Annotated in this window: 14 protein-coding genes and 1 tRNA gene; 1 reads left to right on the forward strand and 14 read right to left on the reverse strand. The window is 65.1% G+C overall.

Features of this window, described 5'->3' with window-relative positions:
• Nucleotides 1-228: 228 nt before the first annotated feature.
• From HMPREF3086_RS14730 to HMPREF3086_RS14745, 4 genes are all read right to left on the reverse strand, one after another.
• Nucleotides 229-591: a hypothetical protein gene (locus HMPREF3086_RS14730; RefSeq protein ID WP_070722646.1), complete on the reverse strand. Its 363-nt coding sequence runs from the start codon at nucleotides 589-591 to the stop codon at nucleotides 229-231.
• 95 nt (nucleotides 592-686) lie between these two features.
• Nucleotides 687-4,091 carry an ATP-binding protein gene (locus HMPREF3086_RS14735; RefSeq protein WP_070722648.1) on the reverse strand — a complete coding sequence of 1,135 codons (3,405 nt, stop codon included), beginning with the start codon at nucleotides 4,089-4,091 and terminating at the stop codon, nucleotides 687-689.
• Nucleotides 4,084-4,749 (reverse strand): DUF4194 domain-containing protein, encoded by a 666-nt coding sequence (locus HMPREF3086_RS14740; protein WP_083324463.1) that lies wholly within the window; start codon nucleotides 4,747-4,749, stop codon nucleotides 4,084-4,086. Before HMPREF3086_RS14740 ends, HMPREF3086_RS14735 begins: the two co-directional genes overlap by 8 nt.
• Nucleotides 4,746-6,179 carry a DUF3375 domain-containing protein gene (locus HMPREF3086_RS14745; RefSeq protein WP_070722650.1) on the reverse strand — a complete coding sequence of 478 codons (1,434 nt, stop codon included), beginning with the start codon at nucleotides 6,177-6,179 and terminating at the stop codon, nucleotides 4,746-4,748. Before HMPREF3086_RS14745 ends, HMPREF3086_RS14740 begins: the two co-directional genes overlap by 4 nt.
• Before the next feature lie 249 nt (nucleotides 6,180-6,428).
• Here HMPREF3086_RS14745 and HMPREF3086_RS18165 point away from each other — a divergent pair, with 249 nt between their 5' ends.
• The gene (locus tag HMPREF3086_RS18165) at nucleotides 6,429-7,283 is read left to right on the forward strand and encodes a toll/interleukin-1 receptor domain-containing protein (RefSeq protein ID WP_168169104.1); all 855 of its coding nucleotides are present in this window, start codon (nucleotides 6,429-6,431) and stop codon (nucleotides 7,281-7,283) included.
• Between the two features lie 201 nt (nucleotides 7,284-7,484).
• Here the strand turns inward: HMPREF3086_RS18165 and HMPREF3086_RS14750 are convergent, their stop codons facing one another.
• From HMPREF3086_RS14750 to HMPREF3086_RS14795, 10 genes are all read right to left on the reverse strand, one after another.
• Entirely contained in the window at nucleotides 7,485-8,207 is a 723-nt protein-coding gene (locus tag HMPREF3086_RS14750; protein WP_070722653.1) for a M48 family metallopeptidase, read from the reverse strand.
• Nucleotides 8,194-11,280 carry a type I restriction endonuclease subunit R gene (locus HMPREF3086_RS14755; RefSeq protein WP_070722656.1) on the reverse strand — a complete coding sequence of 1,029 codons (3,087 nt, stop codon included), beginning with the start codon at nucleotides 11,278-11,280 and terminating at the stop codon, nucleotides 8,194-8,196. The genes HMPREF3086_RS14750 and HMPREF3086_RS14755 overlap by 14 nt, the downstream gene beginning before the upstream one ends.
• On the reverse strand, nucleotides 11,273-12,217 hold the full coding sequence (locus HMPREF3086_RS14760) for a GIY-YIG nuclease family protein (RefSeq protein WP_070722657.1): 945 nt from the start codon (nucleotides 12,215-12,217) through the stop codon (nucleotides 11,273-11,275). Before HMPREF3086_RS14760 ends, HMPREF3086_RS14755 begins: the two co-directional genes overlap by 8 nt.
• Complete coding sequence (locus HMPREF3086_RS14765) at nucleotides 12,214-12,945, reverse strand: TIGR02391 family protein (RefSeq protein WP_070722659.1); 732 nt, start codon at nucleotides 12,943-12,945, stop codon at nucleotides 12,214-12,216. Before HMPREF3086_RS14765 ends, HMPREF3086_RS14760 begins: the two co-directional genes overlap by 4 nt.
• Entirely contained in the window at nucleotides 12,942-14,072 is a 1,131-nt protein-coding gene (locus HMPREF3086_RS18625) for a restriction endonuclease subunit S (RefSeq protein ID WP_141764105.1), read from the reverse strand. Before HMPREF3086_RS18625 ends, HMPREF3086_RS14765 begins: the two co-directional genes overlap by 4 nt.
• Nucleotides 14,069-16,504, reverse strand: coding sequence for a type I restriction-modification system subunit M (locus HMPREF3086_RS14775; protein ID WP_083324464.1), 2,436 nt, complete (start codon nucleotides 16,502-16,504; stop codon nucleotides 14,069-14,071). The genes HMPREF3086_RS18625 and HMPREF3086_RS14775 overlap by 4 nt, the downstream gene beginning before the upstream one ends.
• 125 nt (nucleotides 16,505-16,629) lie before the next feature.
• A tRNA-Leu gene (locus HMPREF3086_RS14780) sits at nucleotides 16,630-16,706 on the reverse strand.
• Between the two features lie 52 nt (nucleotides 16,707-16,758).
• Nucleotides 16,759-17,739 carry a Ppx/GppA phosphatase family protein gene (locus HMPREF3086_RS14785; RefSeq protein WP_070722664.1) on the reverse strand — a complete coding sequence of 327 codons (981 nt, stop codon included), beginning with the start codon at nucleotides 17,737-17,739 and terminating at the stop codon, nucleotides 16,759-16,761.
• The gene (locus tag HMPREF3086_RS14790) at nucleotides 17,736-18,287 is read right to left on the reverse strand and encodes a DUF501 domain-containing protein (RefSeq protein WP_070722666.1); all 552 of its coding nucleotides are present in this window, start codon (nucleotides 18,285-18,287) and stop codon (nucleotides 17,736-17,738) included. Before HMPREF3086_RS14790 ends, HMPREF3086_RS14785 begins: the two co-directional genes overlap by 4 nt.
• Nucleotide 18,288: 1 nt before the next feature.
• On the reverse strand, nucleotides 18,289-18,880 hold a 592-nt coding region (locus HMPREF3086_RS14795), incomplete at its 5' end, for an FtsB family cell division protein (RefSeq protein ID WP_070722669.1).

The following is an 18,880-nucleotide window of genomic DNA, read 5'->3' on the forward strand; positions in this document are numbered from 1 at the left end:
TCTGGCCCGCCCCCAACTCGCCGAGCCGGTCCTTTTCGTTCCGGCCCCGCTCCCCGGCGGCTCCGATAAAGTTACACGGCCGCCGACAGAACACCTAATCGCCAGGTCAGGGGCGTTCTCGGCGTGTTGGCCGCAGCTATGCCCCGACGCGCCTTCGGCTCGTGGAAGCTCCGCGACAGGCAGAGCCCGTGGAGTTGGCCATGATCATCTGGGCGGTGGCGACCCGTCTCATTCGTCAATGGTGAGGTCGTCTGCCACTGCCGCCAGGTCGGCGTTGACCATCCTCTGCCGACGCTGGGTCGCGAGTATGGCGTTGCGTAGACCCGGATCGATGTCGACCACGTGAAGCTCGACCCCGAAGACGCTGGCGGCATGCTTGACCCAGCCGGTGATCGACGACCGCGCTTCCTCGCTCGCGAACACGATGATCGGCCGCACGTCGCGGTATCCCGGTTCGCTCCGAAGTAGCGCGAGCTTCAGAACGTCCTGGGCGATCTTCTTCCGCTGGCCGCCCTTGAGCCTTCCCTGTCGCGCGTACGCCTCCACCGCGAACTTCCCGTCTTCGCTCCGAGCGTCGAGCTGAATGCGCACTCCCCCGCTGAGCGTCAGCGATCCCCCACGAGTCAATGCCACTCCGAGCTTGGTCGCCAGGGCGTCGACGATCGCGATCTCGGCCTCGCCGTCCCTCAGCCGAGCCCGTTCTGCCGCTGATATTCCTCGGTCGTCATCTGCACGAGCCGCGAGTAGCGGCCCTCCACGTTGTCCACGTAACCGATCGTCCGCACGTACGGCGCGATCACGTGCACCTTCTGCAGCGGCGTCACGATGAGCAGCTGGATGCCGAGCTTGGCGAACAGCTCCAGCGCGTAGCGGGTGGAGGCGTCCGAGCCGCGGCCGAAGGCCTCGTCGATCACCGCGAACCGGAAGTCCCGGGCCTTGGCCGCGCCCCACTCCAGGCCGAACTGGTAGGCCAGCGAGGCGGCGAGAATGGTGTAGGCCAGCTTCTCCTTCTGCCCACCCGACTTACCGTCGGAGTCGCGGTAGTGCTCGAACTCCCGATCCGTCTCGCGGTCGCGCTCGGAGGCGGAGAAGGTGAACCAGTTGCGCACATCCGTGACGCGCAGCCGCCATGCACGATCCGACTCGCTGTGCCCCTCGCGGCCGCGGAGTCGCTCGAGAATCGCGCGCACCTGCTCGTACCGGCCCTCGGAGTACTGGCCGTCGCCGTCGAAGGCGTCGTCGGTGACCCCGCGCAGGTCGGCGCGGAACTGCCGCACCTCCTGGTTGACCGTGTTCTCGCGGTCGAGCCGCACGTACCGCCCGGGGTTGAAGTCGATCGCGCCGAGCGCCTCGTTGGTCTTCTCGATCTTCTGACCGATGTCGTCGGCCTGGCGCAGCAGCCAGTTGTGGAACCCGGCGAGCTCGCGGATGGTGTTCTTGCGCAGCTGGCTCTCGAACTCGTCCACGAACCGCGGGAGGTCGTCGTCGGCCAGTCGGGCGTGGAACCGCACGTACTCGGCGCGGGCGGCCACGGCCGCGTCCATCTCCTTGGTCTGCTCCGGCCACGTGCGGCGGATCTCGGCCATGGCCTGGTGGATCCGCGTGGTGAGGCCGTTGAGCTCGCGCTGGGCGCGCTCGGCGTCGGCGTCGATCGCATCCGAGAGCGCCGCCTCGGCGGAGTGCGCCTCGTCGGCGGTCTGGGCCAGCTCGGCGCCGGGGTCCTCGCCGTAGCCGAGCCGCTCGCGCAACCGCGGGTACACCTCGCGCGCGGACTCGAGCAGTGCCTCGTCCAGCTCGCCGAGCACGCGCTGGTCGCGGGCCATCTGCCGCTGTTCGTGGTCGATGCTGGACTGCCAGCGGCTGCGGTGGTCGGAAAGCTCGCGCTCGTCGTCGGCGACGTTGGCGGCGCGGGCGTCGAGGTCGGCGATCCGCTGGTCGATCTCGGACAGCTCGTCGCTGCCGCGGACCAGGCGCAGCCGCTCGGCCTCGGCGGCGTCGGCGCGTTGCTGGGCCTCGGCCCAGTCCAGGTCGCGCCAGGACGGGTACTCGTCGAGCCGCACCAGCGCGGTGCGGGCCTGTCCGGCCGCGGTCTGCTCGGCGGTGGCGGCGTCAAGGCGGGCGGCCAGTTCGGCAACCTCGCCCTCGAGTCGGGCGCACCGCGCCCGCAGCGCGTCGACCTTGTCCTCGTTGCGCCAGCCCAGCACCCAGTTGCGGGCGTCGGTGGTGGCGGTGCGGTCGTCCTTGACGTGCCGGTTGCGGGAGCGGATCTGTCCCTGGACGGTCACGGCGCGGTCGGCGCGGCGGAACTCGTCCATGGTCTGTGCACACAGGTGGTCGGCGCGGGCGTAGAGCTCCTTGGCCAGGTAGCCGCGCAGCGGCGAGTCGGCGATCTCCACGGTATCCGCGAGCAGCAACCCGTCGGTCTGGGGCCGCTGCAGCGGCACGTGCTTCTCGGGGACCCGCTCGTAGACCAGGCGCACGCCCACCTCGCGGCCGTCGGCGCGGCGGGAGGTGAGCCGGCGGGAGTCCACCCACTCGGCCACGTCGGCGTAGTGCTCCTGCGGCACGAGCAGGGACAGGGCGAATCCGCGCAGGACGCGTTCCGCGACGCCGCGCCACTGGGCGTGCTCGGCGGCGATGTCCATGAGCTCGCCGGCGAAGGGCAGCTCGGCGGCGTCAAGGCCGAGTTCAGCGCACAGCTGGCCGCGGACCTGCAGCTGTTCGGTGGGCAGGTTGCTGGTCCGCCCGGTCAGGCCGGTCAGCTCCTCCTGCACCTCGCGCAGCTGCCGTTTGCGCTCGCCGTGTTCCATGACCAGCGCGTTGTGGCGGGTGGCCAGGTCGACGCCGTGGGAGTCCAGCTCGGCCTCACGTGCGGCGATCGCCTCGGGTAGGCGGGTGAAGGCCGCCTCGTCGGTGACGGGGTCCAGGCCGGCGCGGGTCACCGCGTCGGTGAACCGATCCCGACGACGACGACGCTCGTCCAGCTGCTCCCGGGCGGCGGCGGCATCTCGCTCGAGGTCGCCTATGCGGTTGCCGCCGGATTCGGCGCGCGCGGTGACCAGGGCCTCGCGCTCGGTGGCCAGTTCCCTGGCCTTCGCCCGGAGGCGGACCACCTCGGTGTTGGCGGAGGCGACCTCGGTGGTCAGCGTGTCGATCTCGGCTTGGCGCAGGGAGATGCGGAGCTCGGCGAAGTACGGACGAAGGGCCAGGCGCTCCTCGCGGAGGCGTTCCCGGCGTTCGAGCGCGGTGTCGTAGGTGTGGATCTGCTCGACCAGCGGCTCGAGTGCGGCGAGCTGGGTGCGGGCGCGGGTGACGGCGTCGTGGGCGCGGGTGAGGTCCTCGAAGTGGCGCAGGATGCCTTCGATGCGGGCGGAGGCGTCCACGGGTTCGAGCATGTGGGTGCGGACGAACTCGTTGAGGTCGCCGACGGACTTCATGGAGATGGTCTGGTGGAACAGTTCCATGGCCTGCTCGGAGCGGATGCCCAGCAGGCGGCGCATGGCGCGGCCGTAGGTCGGGAAGTCCTTGTCCACCACGGCCCCGCCCTCGCGTAGGCGGGTGATGAGGGCGCCGAGGTCGGAGCCGAAGCCGGTGAAGTCCGGGTCGATGGACAGGGCCCGGTCGGCGGTGACGAAGCGTCGCCACGGCTGGCCGGTGGCCTCCTGCTGCTGGAAGACCTGGGCGAGGGTGACCTCCTCGCCGTACCCCTCGTTGCGGAAGACGCCGAGGATCACCGAGTACGAGTGGCCGTCGCGCAGCCCGACCGAGCGGACGCTGCCGGTGGCCTCGTTGCGCTCGGTCTTGTGGTGGCCTTCGACGTACGAGCGCAGGGTGCGCTCCTTGCGGGCGGCGCCGGCGGCCTTGTTGTAGTCGATCCGGTGCGACGGCAGCATGAGCGTGCTCACCGCGTCCACCAGGGTGGACTTGCCGCTGCCGATGTCGCCGGTGAGCAGCAGGGTCTCCCCCGCCGGCTCGAGGGTCCACACCCGGGAGTCGAAGGTGCCCCAGTTGAGGACCTCGAGGCGGGCCAGGCGGAAGCCGGGGCGCTCGCCTCCGCCCAGCTCCACCGAGGAGAACAGGCCGCTAGTCATCCGTGTCTCCAGGTTCAGTGGTGGTGGGTTCAGGCGCGCCTGCCTCGGCGTATTCGGCGAGCTTGGCCGAGAAGTCCGAGAGCGTCTCGGCGTCCACGTACGCCTTGAGGATGCGGCGCACCTCCCACTCCCCTTTACGGTCCTTGAGCTGGCGCAGGAACCCCATGCCGACGAGCCGGTTGATGGAGGCGTCGATCTGATGCTGCTCGCGCGCCTCGTCGGTGCTGCGGTGCAGGAAGAGCTGGATCATCTCCACGATCTCGTCATGGGTGAGCACCAGCTGCCCGGGGTCGCCCGCCGACTCGAACTCCGCAAGTCGCTTGCGAAGGAGGACCAGCAGGAGACTGTCGGCGTACGTCAGAGTTCGTCGCCGGATGACAGGGGGAAGAGCGTTCTCGCCCTCCGGGGTGTCCGCGGTCCGCAGGTAGGCGTAGCCCTCGTCGTCGTCGACAACAACCTCAAGTCCCACGACGGCGAAGTGGTCACGGACGGCGCCCTGGTGACGCACCAGGTCGTCCCAGGCGTCGGACTCCTGGTACACGACGCCCTGCATGAGGCGGATGGCGCTGACCGCCACGGCGCGCTCGGGGGTGACACGGCCGGCGGTGACACGGTCCCCGACGGCACGGTCGGAGGTGCTGGATCCGGAGGCGGTCATCGGCGGGTGACCTCCACCCGCGGCATCGTCGCGCGCATGTGCCTGCCTGCCTCGTGGTACTCGATCACGGTCTCCTCATGCTCGTGGGTAGTCACTACGAGATCGTCCTCGTCCAGCGCCAGGTAGCCGACGATCTCCGCCGCGCCGTGCTGGAGCGGGTACAGGGAGATGATGTCCTCCAGCCGCGCGGTGCCGTGCACCGGGATCAGCGCGCGGATGCGGGTGGCCAGGCGCGCGGGATCCACCACGACCTGGTTGGCCAGCACGGACGTGTCGACCTCCTCCGCCTCGACCGGCTCCAGGTCGCTGTTGACCTCGGAGGCCGGACGGACGGTGAACAGGGGGCGATCGGTGGGCAGGGCGACGTCGATGCTGGTCTCCTCCAGCTCCAGACCGAAGCCCGGCAGCTCTCCGTCACGGAGGTGCAGGGCGGTGGTCTCGACCTCGCGCACCAGGTCCAGCACGCGGCGGTTCTCCAACCACACCTGGTCGTCGGTGAAGCGGCGCAGCTGCTCGGAGATGCTGCGGACCGTGTGCTGGGTGCGCTCGGCGGCCTCGGCCCAACTGTGGTGGACCGTGCGCAAGCGGCGGTCGGCGCCGACCTCCTCGATGCCTGTCATTCGGTCGAGCAGCATCGACAGCTCCTCCTGACCCGAGGTGGACAGCAGCAGGTCGTAGAAGGCCTGGAAGCTGCGGCCCTGGTCGGAGGAGTCGATCATGCTGCGGCCGTGGACGAGCTCGGCCAGCAGCTCGCCCTTACTGCCCTGCCACGTGGCGATGCGCTCGCGCGCCGACCGGTCCAGGGCGCGGAAGTTCTCCTCCACCTGCCGGAAATCGGCCAGCAGCTCGCGGGCGGTGGCGGCGAACTGCTGGTAACGCTCGCGCACGGCAGTGCGGTCCAGCAGGCCGGCCTGCGGATCCTCGCGGAGCTGATCGATCTCCCGCTCGATGTCCTGCTTGCGGCGCTCGAGCTGGTCCAGGCGCTTGGCGGGGTCGGACTCGGTGCCCTGCGCGATCTGGCGTAGCAGGTCCACCGCGGTCTGCAGGCGCGACTCGGTGCCCACGAACGACTGCTCGGCCAGGCCCTGCACCCAGGCGTAGGCCTTCTCCAGGGCCGGGGTGGCGTCGTAGTGGATCTCGTCCGCGCCCAGCGGGTAGAAGCGCCGCAGGAAACCCGCCTCGGGGCCGGCCCAGTCCGCCAGGTACTCGGCGGCCGTGCGGAGGAACCGCGGGTTGGCCGGGTCCTGGGTGTTGATCGCGTACAGCTGGTCGTCCAGCGCTGCGACGAGCTCGCTCTCCGGGCTCGCTCCGCGCCCCTCCTCCACGAAGAACCGGCCCAGCACCGTGAGCAGCAGCGGCGCGTGCGTGGCGCGCAGCATCCGCCACGCGGGATGCCGCTCGCGCAGCGCCTCGATCTGCGCGTACTCCACGTAGGGCTCCTCGCGGTGGGTGGACTGTCGGTGACGGCGGCTCGTGCGCCGAGGGGACAGTCTAGGAGCGGGGGGTGCGGGGCCCGCGCGGGGGCGAGGGCGGAGGGGACCGGCTCGGCTGATCGGTGTGCCCCGGTGGCGAGAGATGGCGATGCGCTTGACGTTACCGCGGTGCGTGGACTGCAGACACAGCTTGCACCCCCACCGCTTAGACCGGCCACTGCCAAGGCGTGGGCTATCGTACTTCGAATGAAGGTGTTCATCAGTTGGTCCGGACCCTACAGCCGCGACGTTGCCGTAGCACTTCGCGAATGGCTACCCGGAGTTATAAACAAGCTGGATCCATTTGTCTCTTCCAAGGACATCTATGCTGGGACCCGTTGGCAAATGGAGATCGCGACTCAGCTACAGTTCGCCAATTTCGGACTAATCTGTGTCACTCGGAACAATCAGACCGAATCGTGGCTAAACTTCGAAGCAGGCGCTCTAGCTAAAGCCATAGATTCTAGCCGCGTCATTCCAGTAGCCATCGACCTCAAGCCTTCAGACATCAAGTTGCCCCTTGGGCAGTTCCAGGGCCAAGAACTGACCGCCTCTGGGGTCCTGGAAATAGCTACCGCCTTGAATACTGCGCTAGAAGAGCCACTTCCCGCCGAACTACTCGAACGCTCGGTGAAAACCTGGTGGCCTTCACTTGAGGAGACGATACGAGAAATTCGCGGATCACATGCCTCCGAAACCTCTCCGAAAGAAACAAGTCGGAGCGATCGCGAACTGATCGAGGAGGTTTTGAACACCGTGCGCAGCCTAGCTCGTACCATCAACCCCCGTCGAAATCAAAAGGGCGGAGCACCGATAGGCGAGAAGCACCCTGCGGTAATCGAGGTCCAACGCCTGCTTCAAGACGAACTAGATGACGAACACATCTCAGTGATGACAGCAAAAAGCTTCAGGGGCATCGGAATACGCTCGGGCAAGAGAGTCGAAGAAGGCATACAACAAACAATCCGAGCGATTTGCGAGCCCTACGATATTGACGTCCAGTTCTTAGATCGACGACCGGCTAGGAGCGCGCCCGAACAATCCCCGCCCGATGAGAATTAGTTGATTCCAGTCGACTATTGCAATTCGCAGAAAGCCTGCCGGCACGCTTGCCGCCACCAACTGGCGCTTGGCGGCGTCGCGCACTCGATAGAGGGCGGGAGCCCGAAGCGGAGTCGATGCATATTCTTAACTATTGACAAAATTGGGCTACTGAGAAAACCAATCAGCTAGACGCTTGGATCTCTCTTAGTTGGGTTTCGATCATCGCCATCGCTCGTCCGACAATGGGGCTTGGTTGAGAAGCTCTCGTCGACGCCGCCAATCGGGCAGGTAGTCATCCATCAACCTCGTGAACCTCTCGCCGTGGTTGCGCTCGAAGTAATGCGTCATCTCATGGGCGACAATGTATTCCAGGCAATCGGAGTGCTTCTTGGCGAGCTCGACGTTGAACCAGATGTGTCGGGTCTCGCGGTTGCAAGAACCCCACTTGGTCTTCATTCGTCGGATGGTCCATTTCGGCACGGCGACCTCGAGGGTCTGTTCCCACCTGGTGATGAGTTCGGGGATCACTTGGCGGAGCTGGTCGCGGTACCACCTGTCAAGATAGGTGCGTCGCTTCTCGACCGAAGTGTCAGCGGGCACGTAGAACACCAGCCGCTCGCCGTCGACCTCGAAGTGCGCCCGTCCGGGCCGTTCGACGACCTTGAGCCGGCGACGAACGCCCCATACATAGTGCGACTCGCCGGTCACCATCTCCCGCTCGGATTGCCGTTCAGCGGAGCGCAGTTTGTCGCGTTGCCGTTTGATCCACGGCAGGCGCTGGATCACCGCCAGGCGCACCTGATCGTCGTCGAGGCGATTTGGTGCGGCAACGCGAACGCGGCCCAGCGGTGGGTAAACGCCGATGTGCAGGTTTTTGATGTCCTTGTAGATGACGTCGACGTCGATGCCGCGGATAGTGAAGTAGGCGTTAGCGGTACTCATCGCGCGCCTTCACCAGTTCAAACAGTTCGTCGAGTCGATCGAAGCCCTCCGGCAGCGTGCGGCTGATCGCCCGCTTGACGACCTTTTCCTTCATCGGGTTGCCGACCCAGTCGTATGGTTTGGTCGTCAAGATCGCGGTGTCCACCTGGATCGGCGTTGCCGGATCGGGCCAGCCGAAGTCGATCAGGGCGCGTCGTGCGTCGTTGTCTGCCCAGTCGGGGTACTTCGTGTCGGACTCCTTAGCGCCGAGCTGCTTAGCAGCGTCGAGGAGCTTGGCCAGGTATTCCTGGTAGTCGATGGCCTCCTGGCGGCGCTGTTCGATGATGGCGTCGAGTAGTTCGCTCATTTTGTCGTAGTACATCGGGTTCAGCGCGTGCTCGTCGATGATCACCTTGCGCATGTTGTTGGTGATGGTCGCGGCGACCGCCTCGGGGTCCTTCTTGATCCCGGCGGGCAGCTTGTCGAGCGCACCAGCGCCGAGCTTGACGATTAGGTCGATTAGACCTGTGTCTTCGAAGTTGGAGACGACTTCGGAAGCGCTGGCCTGGATGTAGGTGTCGAGCAGGAAGCGCATGCCGGCCTCGTACTGCTTGAAGTCGACGTCCTCACCCGCACCGAGCTTCACCTCGGCACGCACGTCTACGTAGTGCGTTATTTCCTTCTTGATCGCCTCGGCGTCGGCTTGGCTGTAGCCGGCGGCGGCCATGTCGTTGGCGAGATTGGCGTAGGCACGAGTGGCAGCCGCAACCGCCTTGTACAGCTCGACGCGCTTGGGCTCGTTGGCCTTGAGTTGCTCGGCGTTGCCCTGCTCCACCGCGCAAAAGTACTGCTGGTACTGCAGCGTGTTCTTCGGTGGCGCAACGGGTTCGACGAGGGCACGAATGCGCTCGAGGGCTTCGTCGAGGTTCTCGCGGGCCTTTTCGATGCGATCGGACAGCAGTCCCTCGATGTCTTTCTTCTCGTAGCCGTCCAGTACACCCGAGGTGTAGTCGTCGACTGCGTTCTCGATGGAGTTGAACAGGTCCTGGTAGTCGACGATGTAGCCGTAGTCCTTGTCGTCGCCGTCGAGGCGGTTGACGCGGCAGATGGCCTGGAACAGACCGTGGTCGCGCATCTTCTTGTCGATATAGAGGTACGTGGCCGATGGTGCGTCGAAGCCGGTCAGCAGCTTGTCGACCACGATCAGCAGCCGCATCTGGCCGGGGTTCTCGATGAACTGGCGCTTGACGGCTTGCTCGAACTCCTCGACCTTGTTCACGGCGGTGTCTTCGGGTTCGTCGAAGTAGTCGGCCAGCATCTTGCGGTAGATGTCGTACTGGCGGATCTTCTCGGTCTTGCCGGCGCCGGAGTCTTCCTTGGCGATGTCGCTGGCGTTCGGGGTGTAACTGGTGACAATGGCGCACTTGCCCTTGAAGCCAGCGGCTACGAACATCTCGTAGAACTTGCAGGCCTGGTAGATGCTCGATCCCACGAGCATTGCATTGCCGCGCCCGTCCATCAGGCGCGGCTTGGTCTCCATGTCGAGCAAGATGTCGTTGACGATCTGCTTTGCGCGCGGCTCGCTGGAGACGACCTTCTGCATGGTGCCCCAGCGCTTCTTAAGTTCGGCCTTGCTGAGGTCGGTCATACCCTTGGTCTTGACCTCGAACCACTTGTCGACCTGTGCCGGACTGGTCAGCTCCTGGTCGATATTGCGGGCCTCGTACTGCAGGTCCAGCACCACACCGTCAGCCACGGCTTCGTCGAACTTGTACGTGTGAATGAACGAGCCGAAGGTCTCGATGCTGGTGGCTTTATCGGCCTTGAGTAGCGGCGTGCCGGTGAAGCCGATGAACATCGCCTTGGGCAGCAGCGCCTTCATGGCGGTGTGCATCTTGCCGGACTGGGTGCGGTGGGCTTCGTCGACGAAGACGAAGATGTTGCCCTGGGCCTTGAAGTCCTTCGGGATGGTGGCGTGCAGTTCTTTGATGAAGTCGGCGGTCGCCTCGTCGTCTTCACCGTCGCTGTCGGCGGCGCGGAACTTGTGGACGAGGGAGCAGATCAGCCACTGTTCGCTGGCATTGAGTGAGCTGATCAGGTCGGCGCCGCTCTTGGTGCGGTAGATCTGTTCGTTGACGCCGTTGAACACCTTCTCGATCTGATCATCAAGCTCGGTGCGGTCGGTAATCAGCAGCACCCGGGCGTCGGGCTGGTTCTCGCGAATCCACTTAGCGAGCCACACCATTGTCAGGGACTTGCCTGATCCTTGCGTGTGCCAAATGATGCCGCCATCGCGCTTGGCGATGCGGTCCTGTGCAGCTTTGACGCCAAAGTACTGGTTATGACGTGGACCCTTCTTGACGCCCGCATCGAAGACGATGAAGTCGTGAATCAGTTCAAGCAGACGCGGCTTGCTGCACATCTGCAGTAGCGCTCGGTCGAGCGGGTCGGCGACGTCGGACGGTTCTTTCCACTCCAGCCAGTACTTCTCCGGTGTGTCGATGACGCCGTAGCGCAGTCCTTCGACGTCGTTGCCGGCGAAGACGAACTGCACGGTCGAGAAGAACGACTGGATGAACTCCGGCTTCTGGTTGCCGATGGTCTGCCGGATGCCTTCGGATACAGCGACTTTGGAGCGCTTGAGTTCCAGCGTGGCGAGCGCCAGGCCGTTGACGTAGAGCACTACGTCCGGGCGCTTGGTGTGCTGGCCTGCGACGGTGACTTCCTCCACGACGACGAAGTGGTTGGCGTCTGGGTTCTTCCAGTCGATCAGCCAGACGGTCTCCGTCTGTTCGCCCACGCCGGGCTTGACCTTCACGCCGTAACGCAGCAGTCCGTAGACGTCCTTGTTCGCCTCGTAGAGGTCGTGGCCAGCGCCAACCGAGGCTGTTCTGCCGAGCTGGTCGAGGGCGCGGTTGATGAGGTTGTCGTCGTAGCCGCGAGCGCGCAGATTCTGCGTCAGTAGCTCGGTCTCGACGTTGGCGTTGCGCTCGCGGTACTCCCAGTTGCCGAGGTATTCGTAACCGAGCTGATCGCGAAACAGCGCGACCACTCGGCTCTGGGTTTCTCGTTCAATTTGTCCTACGTCACTCATGGCTCACCTCCCGCTGCATTGCCTCCTCAACTCCTTCGGTTTCCCACTGTCCATACGTTCTTCGTGTGTTCTGTACCAGCCATGCGGTGCGGCCGTTGGCGCTGCGGCCGGCCACGATGGCGGCGGCTGCGCTCGGGCTGGCGAATACGTGGTTACGGGTGAATCGCATTGCCGAGCCCTCGGGTGTCGGCACGAGCGTGCCGTCTTGCTCCAGCTTTGCACGCAGGCTGGTGTAGCTGTGCCCTTCGCCGCCTGTCCACTTCAGCCGGGCGCTGGAGCCTTCGAGCACGGTGAACTCGCCGTCGACTTCCTGTGCGGTCGCGGTGATACCGAACTTCTTCAATGTCATCTCGAACAGCGGCGAATCGGTGCGCGGGTCGACTGCCTCGGTAGTCGACGCAGTGGTCATTGCTTTCGGTGAGCGGAAGATGTTCACCCCAAGCACAGGCAGCACGATCTTGGCCTGCTCGATGAAGTACTCCATGTCCGACACGTCAGCTTCGGGCAGGACGATCGGTGGCGGCGTGGTGCCGTTGGTGAGCCGGGCTCGACTGGCTTGCAAGGCCAGCGTGATGAACCGACTTTCCAGGTAGCGGGCGTGCGCCTTGGTCAGGTTGGCGTCTTTGCTGGTCAGCACGATGGCTCGATCCCAGAAGTCTTTGCCGTTCTGGTCTTCCGAGCGAGCATGCTGATACAGGCGCTTGCTGACGTCGTCACCTTCGCCGATGTACGCCATTTGCCCGCCAAGACTGTTTGGGTCATCACCGAGCAGGATGTAGATGCCGGTGCGAGTCGCCTCAGGACGCTTCAAGAGCGCCGCAAGGTCCGAACGCGGCGCAGCCACGACATGACCGGTCCAGTTCATAATCTCAGCGGTCAGCAAGCCACCCGGCGTGCCATCAGCCAGAAACAGGCGAACCGATTTGCCGGCGCTCACGAGGCAGCCTCCACGTCAGACTGATCGGCCCAGCGAGCCAACACGCTAAGGGCTGCAAGGTCCTCCAGCGCCTCCTGCTCGCTCAGTTCCTGGTCGACTTCATGGCCCAGTGGATTGCGGATACCCGCAAAGACCCCTTCCGCGAAAGACATCGCGCCACGCTGCACCGACTTGTAGGTGTCACTGCCGTCGTCTTTCATGCGTCGAATCCGAGCCGCATCAGCCTTCGGCTGGTCTGTCGAGAACGCCTGCTCAAACAGGTTCGTCTCGCTCACATCGCGACGACCCACCTTGTTCTGTGTCTCGGCATTGAGCTTTCGAATCGCACCGCCGACTGCTTCGCGATAATGGCCGGACTGCCAGAGCGACTTGGCGCCCTCCCATATCCATGGGTGAAGTTCGGCCGCGGAGAGTTCGGGTGCGTTCTCGCCCAGGTTCTCCTCGACTTCTTGCTTGCGAATCAGCTCCTCGCGGGCACGGATTGCAGCCTCGCGGTGGCGGGTCCAGCGATTGGTCTTCGAAAGGTCGATGTCGGTTCTCCAGGTGGGGATCACCCGGTCGAGGATCTTCTCGACAACCTGCGCTTGTTCGGTCACATCCGCGTCCGAAGAAGCCGTGCTTGACGTGTGGGTGATAGAGACGTAGCCACGTCCACTCCGGCTGTTGTTCGTCATCACCGTCATCGTGATGAACTTGTCCAGCTCCCCAATCGCCCACTCAACATTCATGACACAGCCTCCACTTGCAGGCGGGTGCAGCCGGTGAGGAGTTGCTGCATCATGCCCTGCTTGACCGCGCGGGCCTTGGCGAGGCGAGCGCGAAGAACAGTGGTCTCTACGTCGGCATCATCGAGGACCCTGCGAACTGCCTTCTGCTCCGCTAGGTCGGGAAGTCGAACTTCCACACTCTCAATGCGCGTAGAGCTAAGGCTCGGGACGCCTGAGGCCTCGTTCATCGATCGCCAGTCGATGGTTTGAAACACGTAGTAGAGAAACCGGGGATCAGCTTTGGTCGAAATTTCGGTGTAGAAGAGTGTGTCGACAGTCCAGAATGGACGGTCTTGATACTGCGGTCGATCAATCGTTCCCTTACGACCGATTAGAACCGACGGCTTCGAGTACAGCGGGCGGTCGGCCCAACCAATCTGTCCACCCGTCGCCAGGATCGGTACGGTACCCGAAGGGATCTCGACAATCCTTTGATTGCGCCCGTGTCGAACGGTCAGCACGTCACCGAGGCGGCTGTCCGTCCACTCGCCAGTAAACCCAGGCAGGCGGGTGCGGCCGGTCAGGAGTTGCTGCATCATGCCCTGCTTGATCGCCTGCTTCTTGGCGATTAGGCGTTCGAGGGTCGCTATCAGGTCGTCGGCGTCGGCGAGGGCCGTCGCGATCTCCTTCTGCTCCACCAACGGCGGCATGGGAATCTCGAACTCCGAGAACTGCGACTTGTTGACGAGGGGAACGGCCTGCTCGCCAGCTTGCTCGCGCACGATCGCCGACAGAGTCGAAGTTGCGTAGAACAGGAACTCCGGATCGACCGAGCCATTAGGAATGATTGAGTTGATCTGCTGATTGGTGGCGAGGTCCTCCCCGGCGAGGCCGACCTTGCCAATCGTTGAACCGATGCACACGAAGAGGGTCGACCCAGCCGGGACCCGACGAGAGCCTGCGAATCCCTTGGTGGAAAGCATCTTGGCACTCGTTCGGACGTACTTGGTGCGCCCGAGGTCAGCGGGGCTAACAAAGAGATGCTGGCGCCCGTAGTTCGATCTGTCACTGGTGGGCGGAGTGCCGCCAGTTACGACACTTCCAACAGCATCGAGCCGGGCGTGTGGCCAAGGCGCGGCAGCCATCATTCAGACACCCCCATCGCAGCGAGGTGGTTAGCGACTTTCGCTTCGAGTTTCTCCAGTTCGCCGCCGAGATCGCTCACGGTCTCGGCGTATCGCTCTCCTAGCTGCTGGATACGTGCAACCAGGTCGAGCGTCAGTGCTTCGACTTCACCGGCGATGCGGCGCACGACGGTCGCCTGCCATTTGTCGTCGAGCACGAGGGTCTCGATGTCTTCCTCGGTCAGGTCGCCGTACTTTTTAAGCGTGGCGAGGTCCAGCTCAGCCTGGGCGTCCTTGACAGCCTTCTTGGCTGCAGCTTCGGCGTTGTACAGCTTGGTAGCGTGCTGGAGTGCCTTGATTTCGTCGGGATCGCCGCCCGTCTTGATCGCCTTCAGTCGCGCGGCCACGAGCGCCTTGGAGATCTTGTCATCATCCACGGCATCGGCAAGCAGCCCGTCCTCAACGGCGTGCTCTTCGAGATACTCCTCGATGGCGCGGGTGGCTTCTTCAGCCGTGGCGGTGAGGTCGTCGATGGCGGCCTGTTCGTCGGCGAAGTAGCGCGCCACGATCAGAGCCGGCGGAATCAGATCCATCTTGTACTTGGTGGCACTACGACCGGAACCGACCACAAGATCGGGCGTTTCGGAGAGCTTGCGCTCCTTGTCCTCGATGGTCTTGCGCGGCTTGGCGGCGTTCAGCCAGCCGTCGGCCATGATCAGGTAGACGTCGTCGTGCATCTGAGCGTGCCAGTAGGTCATGAGCTGCTCATAGACGTCGTACTCGTCGAGCAGCGGCATCGGCTTGAAGCGCGTCAGCAGGTCGTCGCCGATAGTCGGGATGAGCTCGTTCGGCTTGGTGCCGGCGGTGATGCCCGCCAGCGTGTCGCGGTGTGAAGCGAACCAGTCCGCCACAATGCCCGTGGCTTCGTCGCGCAGCTTGTGGAAACCGGGTGCATCGAAGATCGCCTTCTGCACTGCGCTGACATCGATCGCCAGGTCGCTGTAACCGGGACGGTTCGGCGCGAAGATCTGGCTACGGAGCTGCGGGAAGGCATCCCAGTAGATTTGGAGTGCGTCGAGATCGCGGTCGGGGATGCCGCCGTGGAGGTGGGCGCTGAGGTCTTGCAGGTCCTCGGGCTCGGAGGAATCGATGTAGCGCGGGATATTGAGGTTGTAGTCGTTCTTGGCGTCGGCGATCTCGCTCATCGGCACCATGCGCGAGTAGCGGTCGATCTCGATCTGCTTGTTGAAGGTGTCGACGATCTTGTGGATGTCCTGGCTGCGGAGGCGGTTCTTGTTACCGTCCTTCATGAAGCCCTTGGATGCGTCAATCATGAAGACGCCGGTGCGAGCCTGGGCGTTCTCCTTATCGAGGATGACCACGCAGGCCGAAATGCCGGTGCCGTAGAACAGGTTTGCCGGCAGGCCGATGATGGCCTTGATGAATCCCTGCTTGAGCAGGCGGGTGCGGATGGTGGCCTCGGCGTTGCCGCGGAACAGCACGCCGTGCGGCAGGATGATCGCGGCCTTGCCGGTGCTCTTGAGCGAAGTGAGCGCGTGCAGCAGGAAGGCGTAGTCGCCGTTCTTCTCCGGCGGGCGGCCGTACTCGAAGCGGCCGTAGTCGTTCTCGAGGCCGTTGTTCCAGGACTTCACCGAGAACGGCGGGTTCATGACGATGTAGTCGAAGGTCCGCAGATGGTCACCCTTGGTGAACTGCGGGCTGGTGATGGTGTCGCCCTTCTCGATCTCCGCGATCTCGTTGCCGTGCAGGATCATGTTCATCTTCGACAGCGCCCAGGTGGCGTTGTCCTTCTCCTGGCCGTAGATCGTCATGCCGCGTGGCGCTTCAGCAGCAGCCTTGAGCAGCAGAGAGCCGGAGCCACAGGCCGGGTCGTAGACGGTCTGGTCCTGCCGGGTGTTCGGTCCAATGCCGACCACCTTGGCGAGGATGCGGGAGACCTCGGCCGGTGTGTAGAACTGGCCCTTGCTCTTGCCGGACTCGGTCGCGAAGTGGCGCATCAGGTACTCGTAGGCGTCGCCGAGCAGGTCGTCACCCTCGGCGCGAGAGCCTCGGAAGTCGAGGTCGTTGAAGATGGTGATCAGCTTGGAGAGGCGGTCCTGCATCTCCTTGCCCTTGCCTAGCTTCTCTTCGTCGTTGAAGTCGGCCTGATCGATGACGTTGCGCAGGTCATTGGCCTCGGCGAGCTTGGCGATGATCTTGTTGAAGCGGTCGCCGATCTCCTTGTCGCCCTTGGCGGCGAGCATGTCGTCGAACGAGCCACCCGTAGGTACCTCGATCAGACTGCTATCCCGGTCGGTCTTGGACTTATCCGACACGTACTTCACGAACAGCAGTGTCAGAATGTAGTCCTTGTACTGACTAGCATCCATGCCGCCGCGAAGCTGGTCGCAACTTGCCCACAGAGAAGCGTACAAATCCGACTTTCTCAAGGCCACTTCGCAATTTTCCTAACATTAACGGGGACGCGATGTCAGCGTCGATGACTCACTAACCCAGGTAAACATAGCTTGACATACGTCTACGACAGCGAAGGGTTAGCCATCCGAATGGGGCGCATGAGTGGTGCCCCCAGTCGGACTCGAACCGACACTGAAACGGTTTTAAGCCGTCTGCCTCTGCCAATTGGGCTATGGGGGCTTGCCGACCCCGCCGGAGCGGGACCGGGTGGCGCGCAACGCGCCGGGCCGGGCTAGCCGGCCAGCCGGGTCAGCACCGACATCGCGATGCCGTCCAGGATGTCCTTCTCGCTCACCGTGAGCTCGGACAACCCCGCGCGCTCTGCCATCACATCACACAGCGCCTGAACCACGATGGAGCCCCCGCCGATCACGTCCGCGCGGCCCGGGTGCATCGCCCCCAGCGCCCGGCGCTCGGCCACCGACGAGGCCAGCAGCCGGTCGCACACCTCACGCATCCGCTCCAGCGGGATGACGCTGCCGTGAATCCGCTCGGGGTCGTACTCCCCCAGGTTCTGCGCCAGCGCGCTCATCGTGGTGAAGGTGCCCGCAACGCCCACCCAGCGCGCAGCCCGGCCCACCGGGACGTCGCCGGCCTCGGCCAGCGCCGCCGACACCACCGCACGCGCCTCGGCGACCTCGTCAGCCGTGGGCGGGTCCGAGCGCAGCACCCGCTCGGTGATCCGCACGCAGCCGATGTCGAGGCTGCGGGCCCCGAGGATCTTCACCTCGCCGCGGACGAGCTCGCCCACCACGATCTCCGTGGACCCACCGCCGAGATCGGTCACCACGAACGGTCCGTCCTCGGGCCGCAGGCCTGAGACGCCGCCGGCGAAGGTCAGCTCGGCCTCGGTTTGCCCCGAGATCACCTCGGCCTGCGCGCCCGGGAAATGGGCGCCCAGCACCTCGGCGGTCATGCCGAAGAACTCGTCCTTGTTGGCCGCGTCGCGCGTGGCGGAAGTGGCGACCATACGAACCGTCTGCACGCCGAGCTCGGCCATGGTCGCCGCGTAGTCGGTGAGCGCGGTGCGGCAGCGGGAGATCGCGCCCTCGGACAGCTGCCCGGTCGCGTCCACGCCCTCGCCGAGGCGGATGATCCGCATCTCGCGCACCACGTCGGTCAGGCCGGACTCGCCGGGGACGCCCTCGGCTACGAGCAGCCGGATGGAGTTGGTGCCGCAGTCGATCGCGCCGACGCGCACAGCAGCGGTCACTGCGCGTCCGTGGCGAGGTAGTCGGGGATCCCCAGGTCCTCGGGCGTCGGCCAGTCGGCAGGCAGAGCGGTGCCGCGCAGCCCGGCCTCGCAGGCCAGCGCCACGGACTCATCGCCCAGCCACACCACGCCCGGCCCCTCGGCCAGCGCGTACGCCATGAGCACGTGCAGGCACTTGACGCGCTCGGGCATGCCGCCACCGCTGAAGTCGGTGCCGAGGTCCTCGATCGCGTTCCGCTTCTCCAGGTACCGCTCGTGCGCCTGCAGATAGTTGGCGGCCATCTCGGGGTCGGTCGAGAGCCTCGTCGTCATCCCCCTCATGATCCCCGCGGACTCCTGCCGACTCGCCTCGGCGGTGAGCCGCGGATCGGTGAGGTAGTACAGCGTGGGGAACGGGGTGCCGTCCTCCAGCCGCGGCGCGGTCTTGACCACCCCGGGCCGCCCATCGGGGCTGCGGTAGGACACCTCCAGCACCCCGCGCGGCGGCCGGCCCAGCTGGGCCGCGATCGCGTCGAGATCGGCCTGGGACACGCTCTGTTCGGCGCTCACGCTAGGGGTTCTCCTGTGGTTGTTCCTGAACGCCGCCCGGGATGGGGGCGGCGGGGTCGTCACCGCCGGGCACGCCGTCGGGGACGACCGGTACGGCCGGGGTGTCGGGGCCGCCGGGGATCGAGGTGCCCTCGAGCAGCGCCGAATCCTCCGGCATGATCGGGTCGGTCGGCTCGGAGATCGACCGCCACACCCGCGTCTGCCACGGCAGCGCCGCGATCTCCGCCGCCCGCTGCTCGGCCGCCGCCTGCTCCACCGGATCCACCATGGACACCCGGTACGGCGTCTCCCCCGGCTTCACGGCGCCGAAGCGGATGCGGGCCTGCTGCTCGATGTACGCCGGGTCGGACAGTAGTTCCTGCTCGGCCTCGAGCTCGGCGATCGTCGCCTCGATCGCGGCCCGCTCCTGCGCCACGGCCTTCTCGTCGCGCAGGAACTGGTAGTGGTTGCGCAACGGGAACGAAACCGTGACCAGGAGGATAATGGCGACGACGGCGAGGAGCCCGATCCGCCGCGGTGTGTAGTTCCGCGGGCCCAACAGGGTGTCGGACAGGTCCGTGCGAGTGGTGAGACGGTGGGCCTCCGGATGCGCG

It is taken from the genome of Dietzia sp. HMSC21D01 (assembly GCF_001815995.1).
Classification (GTDB): Bacteria; Actinomycetota; Actinomycetes; order Mycobacteriales; family Mycobacteriaceae; genus Dietzia; species Dietzia cinnamea.

Excerpts from the sequence above, each read along its gene's own strand:
- HMPREF3086_RS14735 (WP_070722648.1), bottom strand. The coding sequence starts at position 4,091 with ATGACTAGCGGCCTGTTCTCCTCGGTGGAGCTGGGCGGAGGCGAGCGC.
- HMPREF3086_RS14740 (WP_083324463.1), bottom strand. The coding sequence starts at position 4,749 with ATGACCGCCTCCGGATCCAGCACCTCCGACCGTGCCGTCGGGGACCGT.
- HMPREF3086_RS18165 (WP_168169104.1), top strand. The coding sequence starts at position 6,429 with ATGAAGGTGTTCATCAGTTGGTCCGGACCCTACAGCCGCGACGTTGCC.
- HMPREF3086_RS14750 (WP_070722653.1), bottom strand. The coding sequence starts at position 8,207 with ATGAGTACCGCTAACGCCTACTTCACTATCCGCGGCATCGACGTCGAC.
- HMPREF3086_RS14755 (WP_070722656.1), bottom strand. The coding sequence starts at position 11,280 with ATGAGTGACGTAGGACAAATTGAACGAGAAACCCAGAGCCGAGTGGTC.
- HMPREF3086_RS14765 (WP_070722659.1), bottom strand. The coding sequence starts at position 12,945 with ATGAATGTTGAGTGGGCGATTGGGGAGCTGGACAAGTTCATCACGATG.
- HMPREF3086_RS18625 (WP_141764105.1), bottom strand. The coding sequence starts at position 14,072 with ATGATGGCTGCCGCGCCTTGGCCACACGCCCGGCTCGATGCTGTTGGA.